Consider the following 23,418-nt stretch of genomic DNA (forward strand, 5'->3'; position numbering starts at 1 on the left):
GCCGCGCAACCTACCTCGCCGGACCCTTCGTGGCTCGTCGCTATCGCTCCTCGCACCTCAGGGAGCAGAACGGCGGTCGCTATCGCTCCTCGCACCTCAGGGAGCAGCGGTGGGTCGCTTCGCTCGGATCAGGGGGGCAGAGGTGCAACCACAACGGCCCGACCCGCACGAGGCGGATCGGGCCGTGGGCCGGGATTCGGCTACGGGGCGACGATGTCGTCGTCGTCCGAGGCGCCGAAACTGGTGAACGCGGTGTGTTTGGGCAGGCGGTAGGCCTCCCGGCCCAGCACGGTGTTGAGTATGCGCGCGTTGCGGACAGCGCCGATGTCGAGGTTCGGCGCCGACACGCCATGCGCGTGCTCCTCGGCGTTGGCGACGAAGATCCGATTGGTGAGGGCGTCGTCGGTCTCGATCTCGTGGTTGGCGCCGACGATCAGGCGTCCACGCGAATCGCGGTGCAGTGCAGACTCGATCGGGGTGAGGAAGTCTGCCCTGCGTGCCTGGTAGCCGGTACTGGCGATGACCATGTCGGTGGTGTGGGCCAGTTCGGAGCCGGTGTCGAGGTGGCGGCCGCGGACCCGGAGCTTGCCGTCGGCGAGGGTGTCGACGCCTTCGACCTCCACCGAGATCCGCAGCTGCACGGGATTCAGCTTGTCCTGCAACTGTCGCCGGTAGAGCAGATCGTGCAGCCGCTCGAGGGAATCGGTGGAGATCCCCTTGTGGAACTGCCAGTGCTGCGGGCGTACCCGATCACGTGCGGCCTCGGGCAGGCTGTGGAAGTAGTCCATGTAGGCCGGCGTGGTCATCTCCAGCGACAGCTTGGTGAAGTCCAGGGGCGCGAACCACGGTGTGCGCGTCCACCATCGCACCGCAGGCCCGCCGCGCAGGTTCGCCTCGAGGAGGTCGATGACGATCTCGGCGCCCGACTGGCCGGAACCGATGACCGTCACGGTGTCGGCGGCCAGCGCCTTCTCCTGGTTGAACAGGTACTCGGAACTGTGCACGACCGCCGTCGACTCCGAGGAGAGTGCCTGCGGGACAAAAGGTTCGGTACCGATGCCGACCACCACGTGGCGCGCGATGACCGTCGAGGAGGTAGTGCCGGTGCGCATGGTCACCCGGAACGCATCGGCCTCGGCGTCCCAGGTCACCTCGTCGACGGTGGTGTTCCACCGGAGCGAGTCCAGTCGGGACACGCACCAGAGGAGGTACGCCTCGTACTCGATGCGGGTCGGGAAGAAGTCCTCGCGCACCAGGAACCGGTACATGCGGTCGATGTCGGCCATGTAGTTCAGGAACGACAGCGGATGTGTCGGGTCGACGAGGGTCACCAGGTCGGACAGGAAACTCACCTGCAGGGTGGCGTCGTCGAACATCAGGCCCGGGTGCCACCGGAATTCGTCCCGTGAGTCGACGACGAGGAGATCTACGTCGTCGAGCGTCGAGGCGAGGGCGGCGAGGCCGAGATTGAATGGACCGCAACCGATCGCCAGTACGTCTACGTTCTCAACAGGGGTCATTCGGACACTCTCACCATTTCTTCACTGTGTGTATCTGCGCCGGGTGCGGCGGTGCCTTCGGACTCCACCTCGAGGGCGACGCGCAGGAGCTCGTCGAACAACTCGTCGATGTCGCTCTCCGCGGTCTCCGGGTTGAGGAGGGTCAGCTTCAGGCAGGTCTGCGGTTCGTCCTGACCGGGCACCCGGACCTGGGTGCGGCCGATGAGTGCCTTGCCGTCGGCGATCAGCCGGCGCCGGAGTTCGCCGTTGACCGCGTCGAGATCGGTGCACCGGTAGCGGAACACGACGGTGGTCAGCGTGACCGGCGCGATGAGCTCGAGCTGCAATTCGGTGGCGACGCGCTGCTCGGCGTACACCGCGAGGTCGTTGCACTTGTCGAGCATGTCGCCGAGAGTGCGACGTCCGTAGGCGAGCAGCGTGGTCGCGACCTTCAGGACGTCGGGTCGACGGGTCGTCTGCAAGGTCTGACCGAGCAGGCCGCTGTACCCGGCTTCCACGTCGTCGTCGGGGTTGAGGTAGGCCACCGACCGGTTCAGTGACACGAAGCGATTCGCGTCGGAGAGCAGCATCAGGCTTGCGGCGGCCGGCTGCCAGCCGACCTTGTGCAGGTCCAGGGTGACCGAGTCGGCACGCTCGACGCCGGTGAGCAGACCGGCGAGACGGTCGGAGAACAGCGAGCCGAAACCGTATGCGGCGTCGACATGCATCCAGATCTCGTGCCGCTCGGCGATGTCTGCGATCTCGTCGAGCGGGTCGACGGTGCCGAAGTCGGTGGTGCCAGCGGTGGCGACGATTGCCAGCGGGGTGACCGAGCCGGCTTCCCGGATGGCGGACTCGAGCGACTCCGGGATCATCCGATGGTGCGAGTCGACCTCGACCGGGATGACCGCGGACTCGCCCAGACCGAGTGCCGCGCAGGCGCGGTGCACCGAGAAGTGGGCGACGCGGGAGCAGAAGACGACGGGGCGGTGCAGTGCCCCGACACCGTCGTGACGCACGTCCACACCTCGACGGGCGGCGGTGTGGTCGCGAGCGATCATGAGAGCCAACAGGTTCGAGATCGAACCACCGGGGCTGAAGACGCCACCGGCGTGCTCACCGAAGCCGGCCATCCGCGCCAGCGACTGTACGGTCCAGGTCTCGAGCGCGAGCGTGGCCGGACCCGAATCGTAGGTGTCGAGTGAGGCGTTCGTCGCCGACGCCAGGGCGTCGGCGGCGACGGCCACCGACAGCGGTGCGGGCTGCAGGTGCGCTGCGGCCATCGGATGCGTCAGGTCGAGACCGAATTCGGCCACCAGGCGTGCGAGCCGGGTCAGCGCCTCGGTTTCGCCGATACCGGTCTCCGGAATCCCGTGCGGACCGAGCAGGGCGGTCACCCCGCCGAGCACGGCGACTGGATCGCCGCTCGGCAGCGGCGCGCCGTGGTGATCGTCGCTGACCGCGGCGGCCACCTCGGCCAGACCTCGTCCGACGTCGGCCCAGCCGTCGCCGGGACGGGCGAATCGCGAGGCACCCCAAGCGGACTGGCGGTCTTCGGACACTGAGTTCCCCCCTGTTGACGGTGGCGCGTGGTGGCGCGGTGGCAGGCCGGTCATTCGGTGATGCCCTTCTGTGGAACGCGCTCGGCGAGGGTCTCGAGGAGCGCGGAGACGGTGTGGTGCAACGACGTCGGGATCAGATCGACGAGCGCGGTGAGTACGGCGGTGGCCCGGTCGGCCATCCCGTCGGGGACGATCCCCGGCTGGTGGTCGACCTCTACGTGGGTGCTGTCGTCGTCGGCCTCGAAGGCGATCGAGAGCGGATAGTTGGCGATCCCGTTGAACACCGACCGGCAGGTCACCGGGGCTTCGGCGGGTTGCGCGATGCCGCGCAGCGGCGCGGGCCGGACCGATGCCATGATCTCGATGACGGGGAACCGGCCGCCCTGCTGCCGCAACGCGGTGAGAATCGGGCCGAAGTCGGTGCCCGAGTGTTCCATCGCCCCGTAGATGACCGAACCTGCGTCGCGAAGCGCCTGCTCGACGGTGGCGTCGGGGTCGATGCGGAACCGCATCGGGATGATGTTGCCGCAGTAGCCGACGTTCTGGGGTGACTGCGCTCGTCGACGGTTGTCGGCCGGGACGACCAGGACGTGGTCGGCCGCCCCGGTCAGTGCGTACGACGCCAGTGAGCAGACCCCGATCAACAGCGCATTCGGAGTGGCACCGACGGTCGCGGCGACCCGCCCGAATGCGGTCAGCGAGTCGGCCGCCACCGGGGCCGCGACCTTGGTGCCCTCACGGTCGTCCATCGGTGACAGCCAGCTGTCGGCGGCGCTCTCCGTGGGCAGCTCGCCGGTGAGCGGGTAGCGGATGTCCTGGGCCGCCCACGTCGAGAGTGCATGGCGGACGGCGTTCTCCGCGGCAGCTGTGGCGGCAACGGGGTCGGGGGTGCCCGGCCGGGCATCCGCAGCAACGTCTCCCGGCCACGAGCCGGACACCAGAGTGCCCAGGAGCAGCGGCCACGACGTGTCGTCGACCGCGAGGTGGTGGACCACCAGGATCATCGTGACGTTTCCGTCCGAGCCCGAGACACGCAGCCGGAGGGGGACTTCGGCGAGCAGGTCGAACGGCGTTCGGGTCAGCGTCGTGGCCAGTGCGTCGACATCGGCATCGACGGTGGGTTCGGTCGCGGCGGTCTCCGGCAGACCCCAGGTCCACACCGATCCCGAGGCGTTCCATGATCCCGTGCGCGACACCGCGCGTCGCTTCGGTGTGCCCGCATCGTCGACAGCGACCACCGAGCGCAGTACCCCGAATCGCTCGACGAGGAGTTCGGCGGAGTCGACGACCGAGCGCAGCGTCCGGTTTCCGCCGAACTCCAGGACGAGTCCGATGTTGTGCGACACCGACTCCGGGTCCAGTTCATAGATCCGCCACATCCGGCGTTCGGCGATTCCGAACTCGCCGAACGGTACAGGGGTGTTCTCGGCGCCGGGAGCGGAGCGAGCGGGCTCACTGTTCCCGGCGTGTGCGATTCGACGACGGAGCAGCGTCAGTCGCGCTTCGGTCAACGCGGACATGTTTCCCTCTCGGTCGATGTGGCGGCGGCGAGTGGTGTCGTTACCGCTGTGGCCATGCCGCGCAGTGTGTTCCAGTCGCGGACGACCTCGATGAGCTCCCCCGTGGCCCATCGCGATGCCTGGTCTTGGAAGTGATCGGACCGGGGATCACCGCTCACTCCCAGCGGGACGATCCAGCGGCTTGCCTCGCGGTCGGCGAGATCCCACACATAGCGTGCCGCGGCACCGGTGATGCAGAGGTGCGTGCCGACTGCCGCCGCGTTGGCGAAGACGCACTCGGCGTCGCCGGCGAGGGGCAGCGGATTCGGACGAAGTGTGGCGAAGAGGTCGGGGTACTGCGGTGACGCGCCGACGAGATCGAATCCATGGATCGGCGCCAGGCGATGGACGCTGCCCCAGGTGGGCGTCGAGCCGAAGGTGTCGACCCGCGCCACAACGGCGTCGAGGGCGGCGACTGCCACGGCCTCGATGTCGATCCCGATACCCGCAGTGTTGGCGACGACGGACGTCAGTGCGGTGGCGAGCCTGGGCTCGGGCACGAACCACGGCTGGAACACGGCCGGGAAGCCGTGCGGCCCACGAAGCGGCGCGAGGATGTCGGTGCTCGCCACCCCGAGGACCAACTGGGTACGGAACTCCGCGTACAGATACGCGTCGGTGCTGTCGGCATCCATGGAGCGGTCCCACGCGACGAGTCGCTGCCGGACATGCTCGGCCTCGGCGTCGTCTGCTCGCACCCGGGACAGCAACTCCTGGACGGCATTCGCCTGCTCGAGCCGGACGTCGGACTGGATGTCGGCGCAGTCCGCCGGGCTCACGGAAGCGAGATCGTCGAGCCGCGCGGCGATGCGGTCGGCGCGGAACGGTTCGACGCACTCGCTCGTGAGTGGTTGCAGTGCGGGGACATCGGACATCCGCTGATTGGCGGTGACGGTCGCACCCCGGGGACCTCCCGCGAGGTGGAGCGTCGCGTCGAACTCGGGATCACCGAGCGAACCCCGCTCGTATCCGCGCCACTGGTAGCGCTCGTCCCAGCCGGGCACCGGCAGCCAGTAGTTCTCGGGTGCGCGCACCGGCACCCGGCCGGCCACGTGGGTGGCGACGGCGCCGTCGGTAGAGGCGATGACCGCCCGGTTGATGGGTTCGACCCACGTCGCCAGTGCCGTTTCGACCTCGGCGACGGTCCGCACGAAGAGCAGATCCAGGGGCGCGTCGAAGGTGACCGCTTCCGAGAGCAGCGGAGATCGCATGCTCATCGCGAACGACTCGTCGGGGCCGCCGAAGACGACCGCACCGTTCGGGGTGGTGACCACCTGCAGCGCTACCGGTTCGCCATCCCGGACCAGGATCGTCTCGGTGCTCACGCCGGCCGGGACCCGGTTGCCGCCCGGCACCTCGACCACCAGCGCGCCCGACTCGTCGCGCGACAACCGCTCGAGGTACAGATCCTGGTAGTCGCCCATCGCATTCGTTATGCCCCAGGCGATGTCGTCGCCCTGACAGAAGTGGGGCACCCCGGGGACACCGGCGAAGGCGAACCCGGCCACGTCGAATGCGTCGTCGGAGCCGGTCGAGGCGAGGTGGAACTGCTGGTAGATGCCCGGCAGTTCGAGGAAGCGGTGGGGGTCACCGGCGACGATCGGCGCACCGGTCGAACTCCGCTCGGCGGACACCCCCCACGCGTTGCTGCCCGACATCGGATCACCGAGGTCCACCGCGGGGGAGGGTTGCTCGGCCGACACCGGACGGGTGATCGCCAGGATCTCGTCCAGGAACGCCTCATCGGGCATCGCGGGCATCGTGGCGTCGGTCTCCCGCGTCTCGAAGTCCCAGAAGCGCAGCGCGTCCAGGCCGAGGGTTCGGCAGGCATGCAGGCGGAACAGCTTCGTGGTGAACCGTCCGAACAGCACGTGATGCATGATGAACACGGAGATGGGCGTCCACGGGCGCCATGGCTGTGGACGATGCGCGAGTGCCTCGAGTTCCGGCGCCGCAGCCGAGGTCCCGAACTCGGCGAGAGTGCTGTTCACCCCGTCGACGTAGGCGGTGACGAGTTCGCGAGTGCGGGTGGACGATTCGTCGAAGATCCGTGTGGCCGCAGCGTCGAGTCGGGCCCGTCGCGCGAAGGTGTCCCATTCGATGCAGGAGGCCCCGAAGACCTCGGCGGTGCGTCCTTCGGCGCGCAGCCGCATGAACTCGATCTGCCAGCGCCGGTCCTCGCCGCATGCCCGGCCCTGGCCGTACAGCGCGCCCTCGGCGGTCGAGGCGAGGACGTGCGGAATGCCGTATCCGTCGCGCAGGATCTCCACGTCGCCTCGCCCGGAGATGTGGGTGGTGGTCATGACCCTCACCGGTCCCTCTGCGAAGCAACCGGGTTGGCGAGCCGGTGCCCCGCGTCGATCAGGGACGCGTAGGAATCCTCGATGTCGACCATGCGCTTGTTGTTGCGCAGCTGCAGACCGTTCATGTGCACCGCCCCGAACTCGGGAGCGAACAGGTCCCAGCGGGTGAACTGGTCCTCGAGCTCGGGATGGGCGTCGACGAACTCGCGCAGGCTCTCGCCCACCAGCGACCAGAACTCGTCGTCGTCGACGATGCCGTGTGTGTGCAAGACCTCGGCGAGTGGACGCAGGAAGTCGTCGAGCACGTCCGACAGCACGCCCAGATTGCGGATCTCGTCCGGCTCGGTGGTCCGGACGCGTGCGCAGCTCTCGGGCAGCCCCTCCGCCGTCCCGAAGACCGACACCTCCTCGCCGATGTCCTTGAGGATGGCGCGCACCGGAATGCCCTCGGCGAGAACCAGGATGAGGTTCTCGCCATGCGGGGAGAACTTCAGCTCGTAGCGGTAGAGCAGGTAGGCGATCGGGTGCAGGTAGGTGCGCAGGTAGCGACGAATCCACTCGGTCGCGGGAACCCCGGACCGGTCGATGAAGGCGCCGACGAGCGGATCGCCTTGATGATCGACATGAAGCAGCGCGGCCATGGTCGACAGTTGTTCGTCGGCCGCCGTCAACGGCACCGGGCTCTGGCGCCACAACGCGGACAGGATCTTGCGGTACTCGGATCCCGGTTGGGTGATCGGCGTGAAAGTCGGACTGCGGTAACCGATCGCGGCGACCTCGAAGATCATCTCGAACCCGATCGCCGCGAGGTACTGGTCATCGGCGACGAGTCCGCGGACCCAGTTGTTGATGAGCGGCGTCGTCCGCATGTAGTCGGCCGACATCCCGCGTGTGAAACCCATGTTGACGATCGACAGCGCGACCTTGACGTAGTTGCGGGTAGGGGTGGTGGCGTTGAACACGGTGCGGATGGATTGCTGCGCCTGGTACCTGTCGGGACTCGTGCCCACCTCGACGATGCGCTGGTCGGCGATGTCGGCGGAGTACAGCTTGCGCACCTTCTCGACCCACTGCCAGGGATGTACCGGAAGGTACCGGTAATCCGCAGGGTCGCAACCGGCTTCGCGCAGAACGGTGTCGAACTCCGCGAGTGTCCCGGCGCCGAGTTCGTCGAGGAGTAGGGCGTCGTAGTCGATGTCGCTGACGGTCGCGACGTCGCAGTCCTCCCGACGGGCAGCCAGCCAGACGAGCCGGAAGTGGTTTCCGACCTCGGGGGCGTAGCGCTCGATGTCGTCCGCGCTGAACCCCAGGCGGCCGGCGTTGGCGACGATGCAGGGGTGGCCCTCGGTCATCGTCGCCTCGATGGTCTGGAAGTCGGCGTGCGCGAGATCCGTTGCCGGGATGCGGCGTTCGTCGGGACGGTCGACGCTGATGGCCAACGTGTTGATGAACTCCTCGAGATACTCGGGCAGAGCCTGGGGGCTGATTCCCAGGAACGGGGCCAGGTCGACGACCATCGCGACCGCGTCGATCGGTACCTCGACGCCGTCCCGCACGCGGCGCAGCGACGACTCGTCGATCGCCCAGCTGTCCAGAGCCAGACGATCGGCACGGAAGCGGTAGTCGGTGCGACCGTCGGCGGAGGAGACGACGTAACCGTCATCCCCGGTCGGCACGGGCGACAGCGCGCGCTCGTGCGAGAACTCGGCGAGGATCTTCTTCGCGATCCTCGTGTGATACGTCTGGCGGTAGGTCCCCGCACCCGACCCCCCGGCCGTGCGCACCGCCGATTCCCCTGTGGTCCTGATCTCCTGAGTGGTCAACGGCTACGCCCCCAGGTCCGTGACCTCGACCGGTCCGACGGACTTGCCGTTGTCGGTCACCTCGAGGAAGTCGGCTCGGGTGCAGTAGCTCAGGTGCGCGGTCTTGTTCCCGACCGGGTAGTCACCGTCGACCCGGAATCCCACGCTCGCGTTCAGACGGTGGACCGCCTTGTTGCGGACGTCCGGTTCGACGACGACTCGGGCGGCGCCGACCTCGAGAATGGCGGTCCGCATGATGTGCAGCATCACCGCTCCGGTGAAACCGGGCAGCGACTGCTCGGCGTGGGCGACCAGCAGATGCATACCGATGTCGCCCTCGGCGGGCACGTAACCGCTGGCGGGGTCGGCGAGTTCGCTGGTCGACGGGTCGTAGAGCTCGAACAGGAACTGCGGGCGCCCGTCGTGGTAGCCCAGACGCATGCCGTACGGCGTCCCGGCGGTGGCCTCGGCCGAATCGCGAATCATCTTCTCCACGTCGGCGACCGAACTGTCGAGCATGTCCCAGTACTTGGCCTTGGGATGGGTGAGCCACCCGTGGACGGTCGCGGCATGCGACACGTCGTCGAGGTCGACCGAGTTCAGGTCGTAGGTCGGTGCGGAGGAAATGGTCATGATGCCTTTGCTCTGGGAGGTGGTCTGGTGGGGTGCCGGAGGATGTGCCGGACGCGCTCAGCCGCGCGCGATCTCGGCCTCCACCTGTTCGTCGGTGAGATGCAGGACGTCGAGGAACGTCTGCGCGACGAACGCCGCGCGTTCGCCGTCGAGTTCGATGAGTCGCCGGGCGAGACCCGCGATGGTCCGCTGGGTGAAGATGTCGGCCACCGAGAGCCGCGGTGCATCGAGCCAGCGGCGCGACAGCGCGACCACCCGGGTGGCCTGGACCGAGTCGCCGCCGAGAGAGATGAAGTCCTCGGTCACGCTCGCCGGCCGGGTGGGCAACACCTCACCGAAGAGCAGTGTGAGGGCCTCCTCGACCGGTCCGCGCGGCGCGACCGCCTCTATCGGGTCGTCCTCGGTCGTGGTGTCCGCGGCGATGGCCTTGCGGTCGTGTTTGCCGTTCGGCGTCAACGGGAACCGGTCCAGGACCGCGATCGAGCGCGGGACCATGTGCGGCGGCAGGGTTTCGGACAGTCGGACGCGTAGGTCCGCGTCGTCGTCGGCCGATCCGGCGGTGAGTACGACCGCGGCGCGGAGGTCGCGGCCGTCGGACCAGGCAACCGCCGAGCTCACTCCGGACAGGCCCAGGAGGCCTGCCTCGACCTCACCCAGCTCGACGCGATAACCACGGATCTTGACCATGTGGTCGGCGCGGCCCAGGAAGTCGAGGAAGCCGCCGGGCAGGTAGCGAGCGAGATCGCCGGTGCGATACCAGCGTTGGCCCTCGTGTTCGACGAAACGGTCGGCGGTGCGGTCCGGATCGCCCCGGTAACCGTCGGCCACTCCGGCCCCACCGATCCACAGTTCGCCCGGGACGAGATCAGGACGGTCGCGACCGGCGTCGTCGACGACTCGGCAGCGGACGCCGCGCAGCGGAGTTCCATACGGCACGAACGCCATTCCGGCCGGGACGGCGTCGGCTTCGCAGATGGTGGAGTGGATGGCGGTCTCGGTGGTCCCACCGAGACCGGCGACGCGACAATCGGGCAGTTGCGCGCCGACGCGCTCGAGCAGTGACACGTCGACCTTGTCACCGCCCATGATGATCATCCGCAGCGATGCGGGCAGAGGCGCGAGGTCGAGGAGCATGCCGAGAATCGACGGCACGCAGTTGAGCACGCTCACCGAATGCTGGGTGAGCAACCGCGCCCAGTCGTCGACCTTGGTCTGTTCGTCATCGCCGGGTACGACGACGGCGCCACCGACCGCGAGCAGGCCGAAGATGTCGAACACGGACAGGTCGAATTCCAGCGACGACACCTGCAGGCTGCGGTCGTCGGCTCCGATCGCATAACGGTCGACGAGGTCGGTGAGGGTCGCCACCGCGGCGCGATGCGGAACCTGCACGCCCTTGGGCAGTCCGGTCGAACCGGACGTGAACAAGACGTAGGCGAGCGCGTCACCGGTCGTCGCGACCGGCTCGACCGGGTCGGCGTGCCGGACGTCGTCGATATCGAGAACGGTGCCCTCGGCCGATGTCCAGGCGGCGAGATCGGAGGTGAGAATCGCAGCCGGCGTGGCCACCTCGATGATCCGCTGCCGACGCGCCCGGGGTTGCGTCGGGGCGATCGGTACGTAGGCGGCGCCGGCGGCGAGCACTCCGAGTGCTGCGACGACCTGGTCCCCGCCCTTGGGTAGATGGACGACGACGGTGTCGCCGGCCGTCACACCCGCTGCGACAAGGGCTCCCGCGACGCGGCGAGCCTCCTCGGCCAGCTCGGCATGGGTCCAGATGCGTGCGTCGGACACGACCGCCGGTGCCTCGGCGCGCTCGGCGGCCCGGGTGAAGAACGTGCCGTGCAGGGTGTCGTCGAAGGCGTCGGTGACCGGGAGGGGGCTCTCCACCGAAAGTCGCTGAGCGCGAACCTCCGCGGAGATCGGAGGCGGTGCGGGCACATCCCATTCACCGTCGACGAGTAGTCCGAGGAGCCGGACGTAGTGGTCGAACATGGAACGCGCGGTGGTGAGTTCGAGGTCGGAGGCGCGGACGTCCCAGTTGAGGAGGAGGCCGCCCGCCACCTCGGTCACCTGGGCGTCGAGGAGGACCTGCGGGCCCTGCGAGACGATCCAGGACGGATCGCCGAGCACATCGGTCGCCTGCTGCGAGAACAGGTCTCCCAGTCCCAAGGCGCTGGTGAACACGATCGGCGAGACGACGGGTTCGCCACGGTGACGGCTCAGCTCGCGCAGCACGTCCAGTCCGCTCATCGAACCGTGCGCGGCGGCCTCGTGCATCGACGACCGCATCGACCGCGCTCGCTCGGCGAGCGTGGCCGGCGCGCTCAGGTCGACGCCCACCAGGATCGACGAGGTGAAGTCACCCACCACCCGCTCGACATCCGGATGGACCTGGGGACGGTCGAACAGTGGCACGGTGAGCAGGAATCGCGATGTGGCCGAATGTGTTCCGACGGCTTCGGCGAACATCGCAGCGACGGCTGCGGCGGGGGTGACCCCGCGACGGTGCGCGTGCTCCTCGAGTCGCTTCCAGTCCGAGGCGGACACGGAATGATGGAGGCGGACACTGTGCGGCTCGACATCGCCTCGTGCGGCGCGCTCGTCGAGCGGGAGTTCAGGCGGTCCGGGGAGCGTGGGAATGCGTTCGCGCCACCAGGCCACGTCGTCGTCGTGGATCTCGCGGGACGTTCGATCCGCGGTGATCCGGGCGAAGGTGACGCCGAGTTCGGGCAGCGATTCACCGCGGTACAGACGAGCGAAGTCGTCGACGAGGACGCGGTAGCTCATCGCGTCGGCGGCGATCATGTCGACGTCGAGGTGGACCCGGGTCGAGTTCCCCGGAAGCAGACTCAGCTCCGCGCGGATGACCGCTCCCTCGTCGACCGGCAACGTGCGGTGGGTGCCGTCCGCGCGTTTCGCCGCCAGGATCTGCTCGACCATCTCCGGTGATCTATCTCGGAGGTCGTGTACGGCAACGGCTTCCGGGTGCACCGGGCCGATGTCCTGGGTGCCGTCGGGGAGCACGTGGACCCGCAGCATGGGGTGGCGTTCCATCAGCGCGGTCATGGCCGAGGCGAAGCGTTCGGGATCGACGTCGGAGCCGTCGAACTCGATGTAGAGGTGAGCGGCGACGTTGCCGAAAGCGTGGCTGTTCGACCGTCCGATCCAGTAGGCGTGTTGCATCGGAGCGAGCAGGAACGGGCCTGCGGTCGGTTCACTCACGGGCGTCGCGGCATTGTGTGCGGCCGGTGACGGGGCGCCGCCCAGAAGTGCTTGCCAGGCGGTGATGGTCGGCTGTGCGGCGAGTCGGGCGAAGTCGACGTCGAGGCCGCGTTTGCGCCAGGTGCCGGCGAGTCGCATCATCCGCAGTGAATCGAGTCCCTGGGCGATGAGATCCTGCTCCGGGTCGATCGACTCGGGCGTCAGGCCGAGGGCCTGCGCCACCTCGCCGACGACGTCGGCGGTGGGAGCAAGGTCCGTGGTCTGGGAATTCGTGGCCATCAGCCGGCGTGCCTCTCGCAGTTCGGTGACATGATTACTCAGGCTGGGGAACCCGCATTTAGGGTAGGTTATACTAACTAACCGCTCCGCCCAATCCCTGGGCATGCCGGCGTAGAGCCCCACGAGCCGACGCGAATTAGGTTAGCCTAAGTTAGTTCCGTTCGTCTCATCGGATGACGTGAATCACGCTGCGGCGTCGACGGGATCTGGGTCTTGTGTCCGAGAAAGATTAGGCTACCCTACCCAAATGGCGCGAACGTTCGTGTTCGCCGGACCAGCGGTCGGGGACGACACGCGGTATGACCACTCGGTCGCTCACACGACCGGCAGACGATCAGAAGACCGACGCCACGTGCTGGCGAGAACGGGAAACGAGAATGTCGCAGAACAGCGTGATCCTGGAAGAATCGGGCTCGACCAATGCATTGGCGGCCACCGTTCGTGAGGCGATGCTGGCGGGAGACACCAGTCTGTCCGTCCTGGATTCCGACACGGGCGAATGGGTGACGACTCCATGGCGCGAGGTCCACAACCGCGCGGAGCAGATCGCCGTCCAGCTGCTGGCGGACAGTGAACTGCACGAACCACAGGCCCTCGGCCTGATCGGGGATCCCACCGTGGACCTGATCGCCGCCATCCAGGGTGCCTGGCTCGCCGGCGTGCCGGTCAGCATCCTGCCGGGGCCGATCCGTGGCGCCGACGACGAGCGATGGGCGCAGAACACCTACCAGCGGTTCGTGTCGATCGGGGTCGGCACCGTCCTGGGCAGCGGTGCCCAGCTGGACCTGCTGTCGAAGGTCGAGGGAAGGCTGCACATCGCGCGTGTGGGGGAGTACGGGCTCGGCGCCGACACCACCGACTTCGTCGCACGCAACGTCAACGGCAACACGATCGCGGTCCTGCAGGGAACCGCAGGCTCCACCGGCGACCCCAAGACCGCCGTCCTGACGGCCTCGGCCGTCTACTCCAACGCCATCGAACTGGTCAGCCGACTCGGTCTCCACCGCACCCGCGACACCGGCTTCAGCTGGCTGCCGCTCTACCACGACATGGGTCTGATGTTCCTGCTCGCCGGGATGACCACCGGTATCCCGGCCTACATCGTGCCGAACACCGCCTTCGCCGCCGCGCCCTTCAAGTGGATGCAGTGGCTCACCGAGACCAAGACCACGGTCACCGCGGCCCCGAACTTCGCCTACGACATCCTCGGCCGCTACGGCAAGCTGCTGCGCGACATCGACCTCTCCCACCTTCGCGTCGCGATCAGCGGCGGCGAGCCGATCGACGCCGATGCCTTCGACAAGTTCCTCGAGGCGACCGCGCCGTTCGGCTTCGACCGTTCCGCCGCCGCGCCCGCCTACGGCATGGCCGAGTCCGCCTGCGCGGTCACGATGCCCGCTGTCGGCGAGGGTGCGCACTACGACGAGGTCACCGTGACCCCGCCCGGCGGTGGCGAACCCATTCGTCGTCGGTATGCGATCCTCGGTAAACCTCTGGGCGGCATGCAGGTTCGGATCGTGGAGCCCAACATCGACGTCCCGATGATCGACGGACGCAATGTCGGGCACGTGGAGATCCGTGGCGCGTCGATGATGCGCGGCTACCTCGGTGACGCGGATCTCGGTGCGGGTGAATGGTTCTCGACCGGAGACCTCGGATACCTGGTCGACGATCGGTTGGTGATCTGCGGTCGCGCCAAGGAGGTCATCATCGTCGCGGGCCGCAACCTGTTCCCGATCGAGATCGAGCGGGCCGCCGCCGAGGTGGCCGGGGTCCGTCGCGGTGGTGTCGTGGCCATGGCGCGAGGAGAGGGGTCGGCTCGCCCGGGTCTGGTGATCCTCGCCGAGTACAAGGGCTCCGATCCCGACCGGGCGCGCGCCGAGGTCAACTCCGAAGTCGCGTCGGCGTGCGGGATCATGCCCGCCGAGGTGATCTTCGTCGCGCCGGATTCGGTGCCGCGCACCACCTCCGGCAAGATCCGCCGTCTCGAGACCCGTCAGATGGTCGAGGACGGCACGTTCAAGTAGGTCCCATTTTTCCGTGGTGTGTCGTGTCATGCCGACAGTCACGAGAATGACAGTGTCTCTCCGGTCCGGTCACCGGGCCGGAGAGGCACTGTAGAAAGGTTCGGACATGACCGAGGTATCGACCAAGGGGCGTGGCTGGCAGGGCGCAGTCATGAAGATCCTCGGCGCCGACGACTTCACATTCACGCTCACCGCGAAGGAGTCGGTGACCGATCACTATCTGCGGCTCCGCTTCGACGGCGGTGGGCTGCTCGCCGGGACCGCGCCGCATCCGACCATGTGGGTGCGACTCTGGTTCGCCGACGGCGGCAAGATGCATCAGCGGGGCTACACACTCGTCGATCCCGACCCGGCGGCGGACACCTTCGACATCGAGTTCGCGATCCACGACGGCACCGCAGCTCGGTGGGCACAGCAGGCGCAGGTGGGGGACACCATCGGGGCCACCTTGATGGGCTCCAAGTTCGCGATCCCCGACCCCGCGCCTGCGGGCTGGCTCATCGCCGGCGACACCGCCTCGCTCCCCGCGATCAACTCGTTGCTCGATACTCTCGGCGAGTCCGGGGCCGGCGCGACGGTCTGGTTCGAGTATCAGCACGAGAGCGACAAGTCGCTACCGTTGCGGGTCCGCGACCAGGACACGGTCCACTGGATCGCCCGCGGTGCGGACGGTACTGGCCTCGTCGAGGCGGTTCGGGCTGCGGCTTTCGACGCCGCAGACCACTTCGGTTGGGTCGCACTCGATTCGACGAACACCCGCGCGGTCGCGGGACTCTTCAAAGGTGAGTACGGGTTACCCAAGAAGTCGGTGAAGTCCCAGGCGTACTGGATCGTCGGGAAGTCGTTCGCCTGAGCGGCCGGACCACGACGAGTGTCGCTCGTCATGGTCCGGAGTCCGCCCGCCGATAGGAGACCGGCGGCGTCAGTCGTCGGTGACGGTGACGGTGACGTCGATGTTCCCGCGGGTGGCGTTCGAGTATGGGCAGACCTGGTGTGCTTTGTCCGCAAGCTCCTGTGCTTGTGCGTGATCGAGGTGGGGCAAGGTCACTTCGAGGGTCACGGCGAGGCCGAAGGCTCCGCCGTCGAGCGCCCCGATGCTCACCTGTGCGCCGACCGCGGAGTCCTCGACATTCGCGCCGGCCTGCTTGGACACCAGGCGCAGGGCGGAGTGGAAGCACGCCGCATACCCGACCGCGAAGAGCTGTTCGGGGTTGGTTCCCTCGCCGGTGCCGCCGAGTGCCGGAGGTGAGGCGAGGGTGACGTCGAGCTGCCCGTCGCTGCTGCGGCCGTGACCGTTGCGTCCGTCGCCGGTCGCGATTGCCTCAGCGGTGTAGATCGCCTTCATGGTGTTCTCCTTGTGTGTTGTGGTTCAGGTCCACTGGTTGAGTTGAGCGGTGAGATCGTCGAGGGTCGAACGCAATTCGTTCATCGCCTCGGGGGACAGATCGGTGCACGAGGCGAGACGCCGGGGAACCGAACGCGCCTGTGCGCGTAGAGCCCTGCCGGCCGCAGTGAGGTGGACGGCGACCCGGCGTTCGTCACCACTGGAGCGGCGGCGGTCTATCAGACCCTGCCCCTCGAGACGTTTGAGAAGCGGAGAGAGTGTGCCGCTGTCCAATTCGAGCGCATCGCTCAGCTCGCTCACGTGTAACCCGTCGCGGTCCCAGAGCGCCAGCATCACCAGATACTGCGGGTAGGTGATCCCCAGCTCGGTGAGCAGCGGGCGGTAGACAGCGGTGGTCGCGCGCGACGCCTTGTACAGGGCGAAGCACAATTGCCGGTCCAGCGCCAACTCGTTCACCCATGCAAAGTAGCACGCAATTGAGTTGTGCACAATCTAATGGGTTCGCGTGATCGGGTGTCCTGTTGACACGAAGGGTTCCGCAAGGAATGGCGCCGACCCTTCGTGGCTCGTCGCTATCGCTCCTCGCACCTCAGGGAGCAGAAGGGCTGGCGCTATCGCTCCTCGTACCTAAGTGTCGGCGGCCTGGCGGCCGTCGTGGACCACGACAGAACTCCGCTCCCTGAGGAGCGAGCTTGCGAGCGTCACGAAGGGTTTCGCAACCTCGGGCGCCAAACCCTTCGTGACGCGCCCTCCGCAAGCTCCGGGCGCTCCTCAGGGAGCGGTGGTTCAGTCCGCGATGTCGAAGACCACCGGGGCGTGATCGCTGGCGCCCTTGGCTTTTCGCGCGTCCCGGCTGACGTGTGCGCCCATGACGCGAGTGTCGAGGGCAGGTGAGCAGAAGGCGTAATCGATACGCATGCCCTCGTTGCGGGGGAAGCGCAGCTGGGTGTAATCCCAGAAGGTGTACCCGGGTGCGTACGGCAGCGCGGAGTCGACGAGTCCGTCATCCAGGAACCCCTGTACCGCAGCCCGTTCGGGCGGCGTGACGTGCGTTCGTCCGTCGAAGTACTCACGGTCCCACACGTCGTCGTCGATCTGCGCGACATTCCAGTCGCCCGCGAGCATCATCTCGGCGGCGGGGTCGTGCGCCAGCCGCAGCGCGATATGGCCGCGAAGGGCATCGAGCCATGCGAGTTTGTAGGTGTAGTGCGGGTCGTCGGGCGTCCGGCCATTGGGCACGTAGAGACTCCAGACGCGAATGCCATTGCAGCGCGCCGAGATCGAGCGCGCCTCCCGGATCGGCTGACCGTCGACCGGGTGGGTCGGGACCCCGTCGAAGGCGATCTCGACCTCGTCGAGTCCGACCCGCGAGGCGATCGCGACCCCGTTGTAGGCGCCCTGCCCGACATGCGCGACGTCGTACCCGGCGGCGAGGAAGCTCATCAGCGGAAACGCGTCGTCGTGACACTTGGTCTCCTGCATGGCGAGGACGTCTACGTCGGCGCTCTCCGCCCACGCGACGACGGACTCCGACCGTGCGCGGATCGAGTTCACGTTCCAGGTGGCGATTCTCATCAGGAGGCCCCCGAGGCGGTCGGGAGATCCGGGGTGAGATAGCGGTAGGTGTGATGCAGCCCGAAGCCCAGGCGTCGATACCACGACCCGGCGAGTCGGTTGGTGGACTCGACCTGCAGGTAGACCGAGTCGGCGCCGTGCTCGACCCCCCAAGCTGTCAGCGCCGCGACCACGGCCGAGGACAGGCCGCCGCCGCGCTTGATCGGGTCGGTCCACAGCGCGGTCAATCCCAGCCATCGGTGCCCGTCCGGGGCCTGCGTCACCGAACCCCGTCCGATCGCTTCCGCGTCGCCGACTGTCGCGAAGGCCAGTGGGCCGGTCCCGGCGGTCACGACCTCGGTGGCCGCCTCGGTCGCGCGGGTCTCGCGCCCTGCGACATAAGCGTTCACCCAACCGCTGTCCGGGCTCGGCGCGATGTGCACTGTGTGCGAGAGCGTTTGGACTCGCGAGCGGAGGGCCGGCAGATCGGACGTCAGCATCTGGACCTCGACGTCTGACGTGCCGGAGACGGCGTTCAACGGGATGAGTCGTTCGGGTAGGGCGAGCAACGGCGGGAGGTTGCGCGCGGCGTACCAGTCGGCGATGCGTTGCAGGGTCGGTGCGTCCGGACGCGCGTGCCGATCGAGCGGCACCGCCGAATTCGCGCGCCTGCTGAATCCGTGGCCGGCCCGCAGGAACCAACCGTCGATCCATTCGGTGTCGATCCCCGGCCACGCGACCGCAGCTGCGTGCTCGAGGCCGCGGATCTCGCTGTTGCGCACCGGTTTCGCGGACAGCAGACGCACCGAGGTGATCGTGGCGAACGGGATCGACAACTCCTCGGCGTCGCGTCGTATCCGCAGGGGGTCCGAGTCGTCGACCAGGATGCCGGTCACATCCGACTGGGCGGCCGCGGGATTGCCCCGCCAGTCCGCCGGGGTGGAATCCCCCAGCAGATAGCGAACGACGATGCGGTCGCCGACGACCGCACCCGACACCGAGACCTCCACGCGCGAAACGAGATCAGTCGTCGTCGTGGCCGAAGGGGTCCGCGACCTGGCCGGGCGTCCAGGTCAGCCCGGGTACGCCCCAGTTGTTCCGCTTGATCGCCTTCTTCGCGGCGCGGGCGTTGCGTCCGACGAGAACATCGACATAGAGGAACCCGTCGAGGTGACCGACCTCGTGTTGGAGCATCCGGGCGAAGAACCCCTCGCCCTCGATGGCGACCTGCGCGCCGGTCCGGTCGACCCCGGTGACGCGCGCCCACTCGGCTCGGCCGGTCGGGAACTGCTCGCCCGGCACCGACAGGCAGCCCTCGTCGTTGTCGTCGGGATCCGGCATGGTCTCGGGGATCTCGGACGTCTCGAGAACCGGGTTGATGACCTCGCCGCGGCGACGAGCCGCAGACCGGTCGCCGTCGGGGCAGTCGTAGACGAACATGCGCGACCCGACGCCCACCTGGTTGGCTGCGAGGCCGACGCCGTGGGCGGCGTCCATCGTCTCGAACATGTCGTCGAGGAGGGTGACGGCGTCGTCGGACGGACGTCCCTCCGCGTCGAGGGGGACCGGAGTGGTCGGCTGGTGCAGGACCGGCTCGCCCACGATGCAGATCGGGAGAATCGCCATGGCGCTCACCTTAGCGCTGCTCAGGGCGCAGGAACGACGCCGGGTACGGCGTCGCGGATGGCATCACCGGCGGGACCGGGGATGCCCGGGAACAGCGTCGACTGCCAATCGAAACTGTCGACGGGCTCGGTCACGACCGAGCCCGCGCAGGACCCGCGCAGCGAGGTCCGCACGTTGGCGATGACCGTGGGGTCCCGCATCTCGATCGCGTGGTCGTAGCCGGTGTTCGCGAGGGGGACCGGCGAGTACGCGCGGCACTGGGCGGTTCCGTCGAGGCGGCCGTCGGCCCATTCGCCGTCGCTCTGCACCACCGAGTAGCGGGTGGGCCCGGGGGCGTCGGGGCCGCGGTTGAGCGCTGTGACCGCATCGGCATACATGCACGTGTCGTATCCGCCGTCGCGCGGCTGCGCGCATCCGCCGGGCGACCCGTACTGGGCGGTCCCGATCGCGACGTACTCGTCGACGGCAGCGGTCCCGCCGAGGAACTTCAGATAGTGCCGGGCGCCGAGCCCACCAGCACTGTGGGCGACGATGCCGATCGACGATGCCTCGCCGACGAAGGGCTCGACCGTGCGCTGGATGAGCTTCGCGTCGGCGGCGACGTCGCGTCCGCCGGCGTGCGCGTACACCACGGTGTTTCCGTCGGCGCGGATCGCGTCGGCGAGCGGTCGGAAGGTCTCCTCGTTCTGGGCATCGCCCGCATAGAGCTGCTGACCGGGCACGATAACCACGACTCGGTCGGCGGGGGCAGCGGTGGCCGACGCCGGGAGTGTCGCTGCCACCGACACCACCGCGGCCGTCGACGCCAGGGCGGTCATGGCTCGCACGAGCGCTCGACCGGCCCGCGCGGTCCCGGATTCGGCTGTCTTCATCTCTGTGCCCCCGATCGACGCCATCTCCGGACGGAAATGTGTAAGGGGAGCCTAACAGCGGGTGCTGTGAGGCGGAATGGGTGGAGTGTGGGCCGTGGCGAGTCACAGCGCGATCGGACCGGCCGGCCGTGGTTAGATTGTCTGCGAACCACACCGTTGTCATTCGCCGCCGTGAGGCGACGGCCGCACCCGCATCGCCCAGCGAATCGGTGCACGTCAGCGGTGGTGTGAGGTCGTTGACTGTATCTGAGGGAGTGAGATGGACAGCGCAGCTGCGCGTAGCCAGAAACAGGGCGATCAACCCACCCCCGGCAACAACGTGGAGATCGGGGCGGACGGGGCCGGTCAGGCGCTCGATCCGCACGAGGTCGGCGCGGACGGTCTGAGCCGGCGCGAGCACGACATCCTCGCGTTCGAGCGGCAGTGGTGGAAATACGCCGGAGCCAAGGAAGAAGCGATCAAGGAACTGTTCGGGTTGTCGGCTACGCGGTACTACCAGGTGCTCAACGCACTGGTCGACCGTCCCGAGGCGCTCGCAGCGGATCCGATGCTCGTCAAGCGGCTCCGTCGTCTGCGGGCGACACGTCAGAAGGCCCGTGCGGCTCGTCGTCTGGGCTTCGAGATCACCTGACACGCTGAACCCGGTCACCCTCGCGCGGTGCGTTAAGGTCGTCGGTGATGAATGCAGACCGTGAGCCCAATCGCCTGCCGCTGCGCGCGGGGGCGATGATGCTCTTCGCAGTCGCCGTGGTTTTCATCGGACTCGGCTGGCATTCCGCGGCGACCGCGGGGAACGACTCGCCGACGACCGAGGCCGCGACGACCGCGACGTCGACGCCCGCGTCGACACCGTCGTCCACCAGCGCGGCGTCGACCGCGAAGCGGCTGTGCGTGATCAACGCCGGCCAGGTCGCGGGCCTCGCCTCGGAGGTGACAGATCTGCTCCAGGGCAAGGGCTACCAGATGGCGGAGCCCGGCAATTACACCGCGGGCGGCTTCAGTGAGAACACGATCTTCCACGAGGACGACACGGACAAGGCCCAGGCGGACGAGGTCGCCGAGGCGCTCGGCGGGACTGTCGCGGTCGAGGAGCGGCCGTCCACCTTCACGCGCTGCCGGGGCGGCATCCCGGTCATCGTGGTGACCGCGGTCAGCGGTGCGTGACCGGTCGTGAGACGAGTCCGCCGCGTGTGCAACCGTCGCCGACGAGGCGTTCTCTCGTGGATACCGCCTGATCTCGACAACCCTTGATCTTGAAAATCACAGTCCGCCAAACAAGGAGTGACATGTCCGGACGTTCCAAACTCGCCGCGCCCCGCGCCCTCGCCGCGTTGGTCTCCGCGGGACTGATCGGCGTGGCACTGGCCGGGTGTAGTCCCGACCAGGAACCCACGGATGTCCCCGGCACGACGCCGCCCGTCGTCTCCGACGCGCCCCTCCCGCCCGGCGCCGAAGACGACGTCGACGGCGAGCCGAGTGGCCAGATCGCCGTAGCCGAGATCAAGGACACCTCCGGCAAGGTCGTCGGCCAGGCCACCATGACCGCGGACACCGAGACCGCCGAGCCGGTCACGATCAATGTGCGCGTCACCGCGGGTGACCTGCCCGCCGGCTTCCACGGGATGCACATCCACGAGAACGGCGCCTGCGAAGCGGGCGCAGGCGGTTCGCAGGCGTTCACCTCCGCCGGCGGACACCTGCAGGTGGACGGCAACACCGATCACCCCTCGAGTGGCGACCTGATCTCGATCAACATCCTCGAGGACCACACCGGCCGGACGGTCACCACGACGGACGCGGTGACCCTTCAGCAGCTGATCGGCAAGACGATCATGATCCACGAGAAGCCGGACAACTTCGGCAACATCCCGGCCGACAAGTACCCGGGCGGTCCGAACCCCGACACCCTGCGGACCGGCGACGCCGGCGCACGTATCGCGTGCGGTGTCATCGAGGAGCAGAGCTAGGCGTCGCGGCACCGCCCGACGTCAGCTGAGCACATGGCACCGATCGAGTTCGATGGGTCACCGACACCCACCCTCGGGGTCGAATGGGAATTCGCCCTGACCGACAAGGTGACCGGCGACCTGTCGAATTCGGCGGCGGCGCTGTTCGCCGCCGTTGGTGACCACCATCCCGACTTCGCGGGCAAGATCCACAAAGAGTTGCTGCGAAACACCGTCGAGTTGGTGACCGGTATCTGCCGGACCGCGGGCGAGGCGATCGCCGACCTCACCGACACGCTCGGTGTGGTGCGGGTGCTGACCGAGGAGCTGGGCGTCGATCTGTACGGCGCGGGTACGCATCCGTTCGCGGAGTATTCGACACAGCTGCTCACCGAGGGCCACCGGTACGCGGAGCTGATCGAGCGCACCCAGTGGTGGGGCCGGCAGATGCTGATCTGGGGCGTACACGTCCATGTCGGGATCAGCCACCGCGACAAGGTGTTACCCATCCTCGACGCGCTCCTGAACTACTATCCGCACCTGCTCGCGCTGTCTTCGTCGTCACCGATGTGGGCCGGCCAGGACACCGGATACGCGAGCAATCGCGCCATGATGTTCCAACAACTGCCGACTGCGGGGTTGCCGTTCCAGTTCGAGACGTGGGCGCAGTTCGAGGCTTTCGTCGCCGATCAGAAGACGACGGGGATCATCGATCATCTGAACGAGATCCGCTGGGACATCAGGCCTTCACCGCACCTCGGCACCATCGAGGTGCGAGTCTGCGACGGTATGACCAACCTCGGTGAGCTGTCGGCGATCGTCGCGCTCATCCACTGCCTCGTCGTCGACCTCGACCGGCGGTTCTCGGCGGGGGAGACCCTGCCGACGATGGCCCCCTGGCTCGTCCAGGAGAACAAATGGCGGGCGGCCCGGTACGGGCTCGACGCGATCGTCATCCTCGACTCCGACTGCAGCGAGAAGCTCGTGACCGAGGATCTCGCTGCGCTGCTCGAACGTCTCGAACCCATTGCGCGCGAGCTCGACTGCGTCGACGAACTCGCCGGCGTCGAGCGCATCATGGCGCAGGGTGCCAGCTATCAGCGGCAGCGTGCGGTGCATCGACGTACCGAGTCGCTGCGCGATGTCGTCGCATCGGTGGTCGCGGAGCTCGACGCCCCCTGAACCC

19 protein-coding genes are annotated in these 23,418 nt (G+C 68.0%); 6 read left to right on the top strand and 13 right to left on the bottom strand.

What is annotated here, in order from left to right; genetic code table 11:
- Nucleotides 1-200: 200 nt before the first annotated feature.
- The 7 genes from ACFW3F_RS17705 to ACFW3F_RS17735 are packed head-to-tail and all read right to left on the bottom strand — an operon-like array spanning nt 201 to nt 12,862.
- The gene (locus tag ACFW3F_RS17705) at nt 201-1,520 is read right to left on the bottom strand and encodes a lysine N(6)-hydroxylase/L-ornithine N(5)-oxygenase family protein (protein ID WP_388059627.1); all 1,320 of its coding nucleotides are present in this window, start codon (nt 1,518-1,520) and stop codon (nt 201-203) included.
- The gene (locus ACFW3F_RS17710) at nt 1,517-3,061 is read right to left on the bottom strand and encodes a pyridoxal phosphate-dependent decarboxylase family protein (RefSeq protein ID WP_388059629.1); all 1,545 of its coding nucleotides are present in this window, start codon (nt 3,059-3,061) and stop codon (nt 1,517-1,519) included. Before ACFW3F_RS17710 ends, ACFW3F_RS17705 begins: the two co-directional genes overlap by 4 nt.
- A 50-nt stretch (nt 3,062-3,111) precedes the next feature.
- Nucleotides 3,112-4,581, bottom strand: coding sequence for a condensation domain-containing protein (locus ACFW3F_RS17715; RefSeq protein WP_388059631.1), 1,470 nt, complete (start codon nt 4,579-4,581; stop codon nt 3,112-3,114).
- Entirely contained in the window at nt 4,569-6,923 is a 2,355-nt protein-coding gene (locus ACFW3F_RS17720) for a penicillin acylase family protein (protein WP_388059633.1), read from the bottom strand. Before ACFW3F_RS17720 ends, ACFW3F_RS17715 begins: the two co-directional genes overlap by 13 nt.
- A 5-nt stretch (nt 6,924-6,928) precedes the next feature.
- Nucleotides 6,929-8,746, bottom strand: coding sequence for an IucA/IucC family protein (locus ACFW3F_RS17725; RefSeq protein ID WP_388059635.1), 1,818 nt, complete (start codon nt 8,744-8,746; stop codon nt 6,929-6,931).
- Nucleotides 8,747-8,749: 3 nt separating this feature from the next.
- Nucleotides 8,750-9,358, bottom strand: a complete 609-nt coding sequence (locus ACFW3F_RS17730; protein ID WP_388059637.1) for a GNAT family N-acetyltransferase — start codon at nt 9,356-9,358, stop codon at nt 8,750-8,752.
- Nucleotides 9,359-9,415: 57 nt separating this feature from the next.
- Nucleotides 9,416-12,862 carry an amino acid adenylation domain-containing protein gene (locus ACFW3F_RS17735; protein WP_388059639.1) on the bottom strand — a complete coding sequence of 1,149 codons (3,447 nt, stop codon included), beginning with the start codon at nt 12,860-12,862 and terminating at the stop codon, nt 9,416-9,418.
- A 377-nt stretch (nt 12,863-13,239) separates the two neighbouring features.
- Between ACFW3F_RS17735 and mbtM the strand changes: the two genes are divergently transcribed.
- Nucleotides 13,240-14,889: a long-chain-fatty acid--ACP ligase MbtM gene (gene mbtM / locus ACFW3F_RS17740; RefSeq protein ID WP_388059641.1), complete on the top strand. Its 1,650-nt coding sequence runs from the start codon at nt 13,240-13,242 to the stop codon at nt 14,887-14,889.
- Nucleotides 14,890-14,995: 106 nt separating this feature from the next.
- Nucleotides 14,996-15,742, top strand: a complete 747-nt coding sequence (locus ACFW3F_RS17745) for a siderophore-interacting protein (RefSeq protein WP_388059643.1) — start codon at nt 14,996-14,998, stop codon at nt 15,740-15,742.
- A 69-nt stretch (nt 15,743-15,811) separates the two neighbouring features.
- Here ACFW3F_RS17745 and ACFW3F_RS17750 read toward each other — a convergent pair whose 3' ends face one another.
- The 6 genes from ACFW3F_RS17750 to ACFW3F_RS17775 all read right to left on the bottom strand — a co-directional run bounded on the left by ACFW3F_RS17750 (nt 15,812) and on the right by ACFW3F_RS17775 (nt 20,286).
- On the bottom strand, nt 15,812-16,234 hold the full coding sequence (locus ACFW3F_RS17750; protein ID WP_388059645.1) for an organic hydroperoxide resistance protein: 423 nt from the start codon (nt 16,232-16,234) through the stop codon (nt 15,812-15,814).
- Between the two features lie 24 nt (nt 16,235-16,258).
- A complete protein-coding gene (locus ACFW3F_RS17755) occupies nt 16,259-16,690 on the bottom strand; it encodes a MarR family winged helix-turn-helix transcriptional regulator (protein ID WP_388059647.1) in 432 nt (143 codons plus the stop codon).
- Between the two features lie 330 nt (nt 16,691-17,020).
- The gene (locus ACFW3F_RS17760; protein ID WP_388059649.1) at nt 17,021-17,809 is read right to left on the bottom strand and encodes an exodeoxyribonuclease III; all 789 of its coding nucleotides are present in this window, start codon (nt 17,807-17,809) and stop codon (nt 17,021-17,023) included.
- On the bottom strand, nt 17,809-18,798 hold the full coding sequence (locus ACFW3F_RS17765) for a GNAT family N-acetyltransferase (RefSeq protein ID WP_388059651.1): 990 nt from the start codon (nt 18,796-18,798) through the stop codon (nt 17,809-17,811). Before ACFW3F_RS17765 ends, ACFW3F_RS17760 begins: the two co-directional genes overlap by 1 nt.
- A 13-nt stretch (nt 18,799-18,811) precedes the next feature.
- Nucleotides 18,812-19,414 carry a peptide deformylase gene (locus ACFW3F_RS17770; RefSeq protein ID WP_388059653.1) on the bottom strand — a complete coding sequence of 201 codons (603 nt, stop codon included), beginning with the start codon at nt 19,412-19,414 and terminating at the stop codon, nt 18,812-18,814.
- A 20-nt stretch (nt 19,415-19,434) separates the two neighbouring features.
- Nucleotides 19,435-20,286, bottom strand: coding sequence for an esterase/lipase family protein (locus ACFW3F_RS17775; RefSeq protein WP_388059655.1), 852 nt, complete (start codon nt 20,284-20,286; stop codon nt 19,435-19,437).
- A gap of 259 nt (nt 20,287-20,545) precedes the next feature.
- Here ACFW3F_RS17775 and ACFW3F_RS17780 point away from each other — a divergent pair, with 259 nt between their 5' ends.
- From ACFW3F_RS17780 to ACFW3F_RS17795, 4 genes are all read left to right on the top strand, one after another.
- Nucleotides 20,546-20,917, top strand: a complete 372-nt coding sequence (locus ACFW3F_RS17780; protein WP_388059657.1) for a DUF3263 domain-containing protein — start codon at nt 20,546-20,548, stop codon at nt 20,915-20,917.
- Between the two features lie 47 nt (nt 20,918-20,964).
- On the top strand, nt 20,965-21,450 hold the full coding sequence (locus ACFW3F_RS17785) for a LytR C-terminal domain-containing protein (RefSeq protein WP_388059659.1): 486 nt from the start codon (nt 20,965-20,967) through the stop codon (nt 21,448-21,450).
- A gap of 122 nt (nt 21,451-21,572) precedes the next feature.
- Nucleotides 21,573-22,253, top strand: a complete 681-nt coding sequence (locus tag ACFW3F_RS17790) for a superoxide dismutase family protein (RefSeq protein WP_388059661.1) — start codon at nt 21,573-21,575, stop codon at nt 22,251-22,253.
- A gap of 33 nt (nt 22,254-22,286) precedes the next feature.
- Nucleotides 22,287-23,414 (top strand): glutamate--cysteine ligase, encoded by a 1,128-nt coding sequence (locus ACFW3F_RS17795; protein WP_388059663.1) that lies wholly within the window; start codon nt 22,287-22,289, stop codon nt 23,412-23,414.
- The last annotated feature ends 4 nt before the right edge of the window (nt 23,415-23,418 follow it).

Origin of the sequence: Gordonia sp. NPDC058843 (assembly GCF_042743165.1) — a bacterium.
Lineage (GTDB): Bacteria > Actinomycetota > Actinomycetes > Mycobacteriales > Mycobacteriaceae > Gordonia.

What these genes read in the sequence shown, in the direction of transcription:
- ACFW3F_RS17705 (WP_388059627.1), bottom strand. Translation starts at nt 1,520, where the DNA reads ATGACCCCTGTTGAGAACGTAGACGTACTGGCGATCGGTTGCGGTCCA.
- ACFW3F_RS17715 (WP_388059631.1), bottom strand. Translation starts at nt 4,581, where the DNA reads ATGTCCGCGTTGACCGAAGCGCGACTGACGCTGCTCCGTCGTCGAATC.
- ACFW3F_RS17720 (WP_388059633.1), bottom strand. Translation starts at nt 6,923, where the DNA reads ATGACCACCACCCACATCTCCGGGCGAGGCGACGTGGAGATCCTGCGC.
- ACFW3F_RS17730 (WP_388059637.1), bottom strand. Translation starts at nt 9,358, where the DNA reads ATGACCATTTCCTCCGCACCGACCTACGACCTGAACTCGGTCGACCTC.
- ACFW3F_RS17735 (WP_388059639.1), bottom strand. Translation starts at nt 12,862, where the DNA reads ATGGCCACGAATTCCCAGACCACGGACCTTGCTCCCACCGCCGACGTC.
- mbtM (WP_388059641.1), top strand. Translation starts at nt 13,240, where the DNA reads ATGTCGCAGAACAGCGTGATCCTGGAAGAATCGGGCTCGACCAATGCA.
- ACFW3F_RS17745 (WP_388059643.1), top strand. Translation starts at nt 14,996, where the DNA reads ATGACCGAGGTATCGACCAAGGGGCGTGGCTGGCAGGGCGCAGTCATG.
- ACFW3F_RS17750 (WP_388059645.1), bottom strand. Translation starts at nt 16,234, where the DNA reads ATGAAGGCGATCTACACCGCTGAGGCAATCGCGACCGGCGACGGACGC.
- ACFW3F_RS17760 (WP_388059649.1), bottom strand. Translation starts at nt 17,809, where the DNA reads ATGAGAATCGCCACCTGGAACGTGAACTCGATCCGCGCACGGTCGGAG.
- ACFW3F_RS17770 (WP_388059653.1), bottom strand. Translation starts at nt 19,414, where the DNA reads ATGGCGATTCTCCCGATCTGCATCGTGGGCGAGCCGGTCCTGCACCAG.
- ACFW3F_RS17775 (WP_388059655.1), bottom strand. Translation starts at nt 20,286, where the DNA reads ATGAAGACAGCCGAATCCGGGACCGCGCGGGCCGGTCGAGCGCTCGTG.
- ACFW3F_RS17780 (WP_388059657.1), top strand. Translation starts at nt 20,546, where the DNA reads ATGGACAGCGCAGCTGCGCGTAGCCAGAAACAGGGCGATCAACCCACC.
- ACFW3F_RS17785 (WP_388059659.1), top strand. Translation starts at nt 20,965, where the DNA reads ATGAATGCAGACCGTGAGCCCAATCGCCTGCCGCTGCGCGCGGGGGCG.
- ACFW3F_RS17790 (WP_388059661.1), top strand. Translation starts at nt 21,573, where the DNA reads ATGTCCGGACGTTCCAAACTCGCCGCGCCCCGCGCCCTCGCCGCGTTG.
- ACFW3F_RS17795 (WP_388059663.1), top strand. Translation starts at nt 22,287, where the DNA reads ATGGCACCGATCGAGTTCGATGGGTCACCGACACCCACCCTCGGGGTC.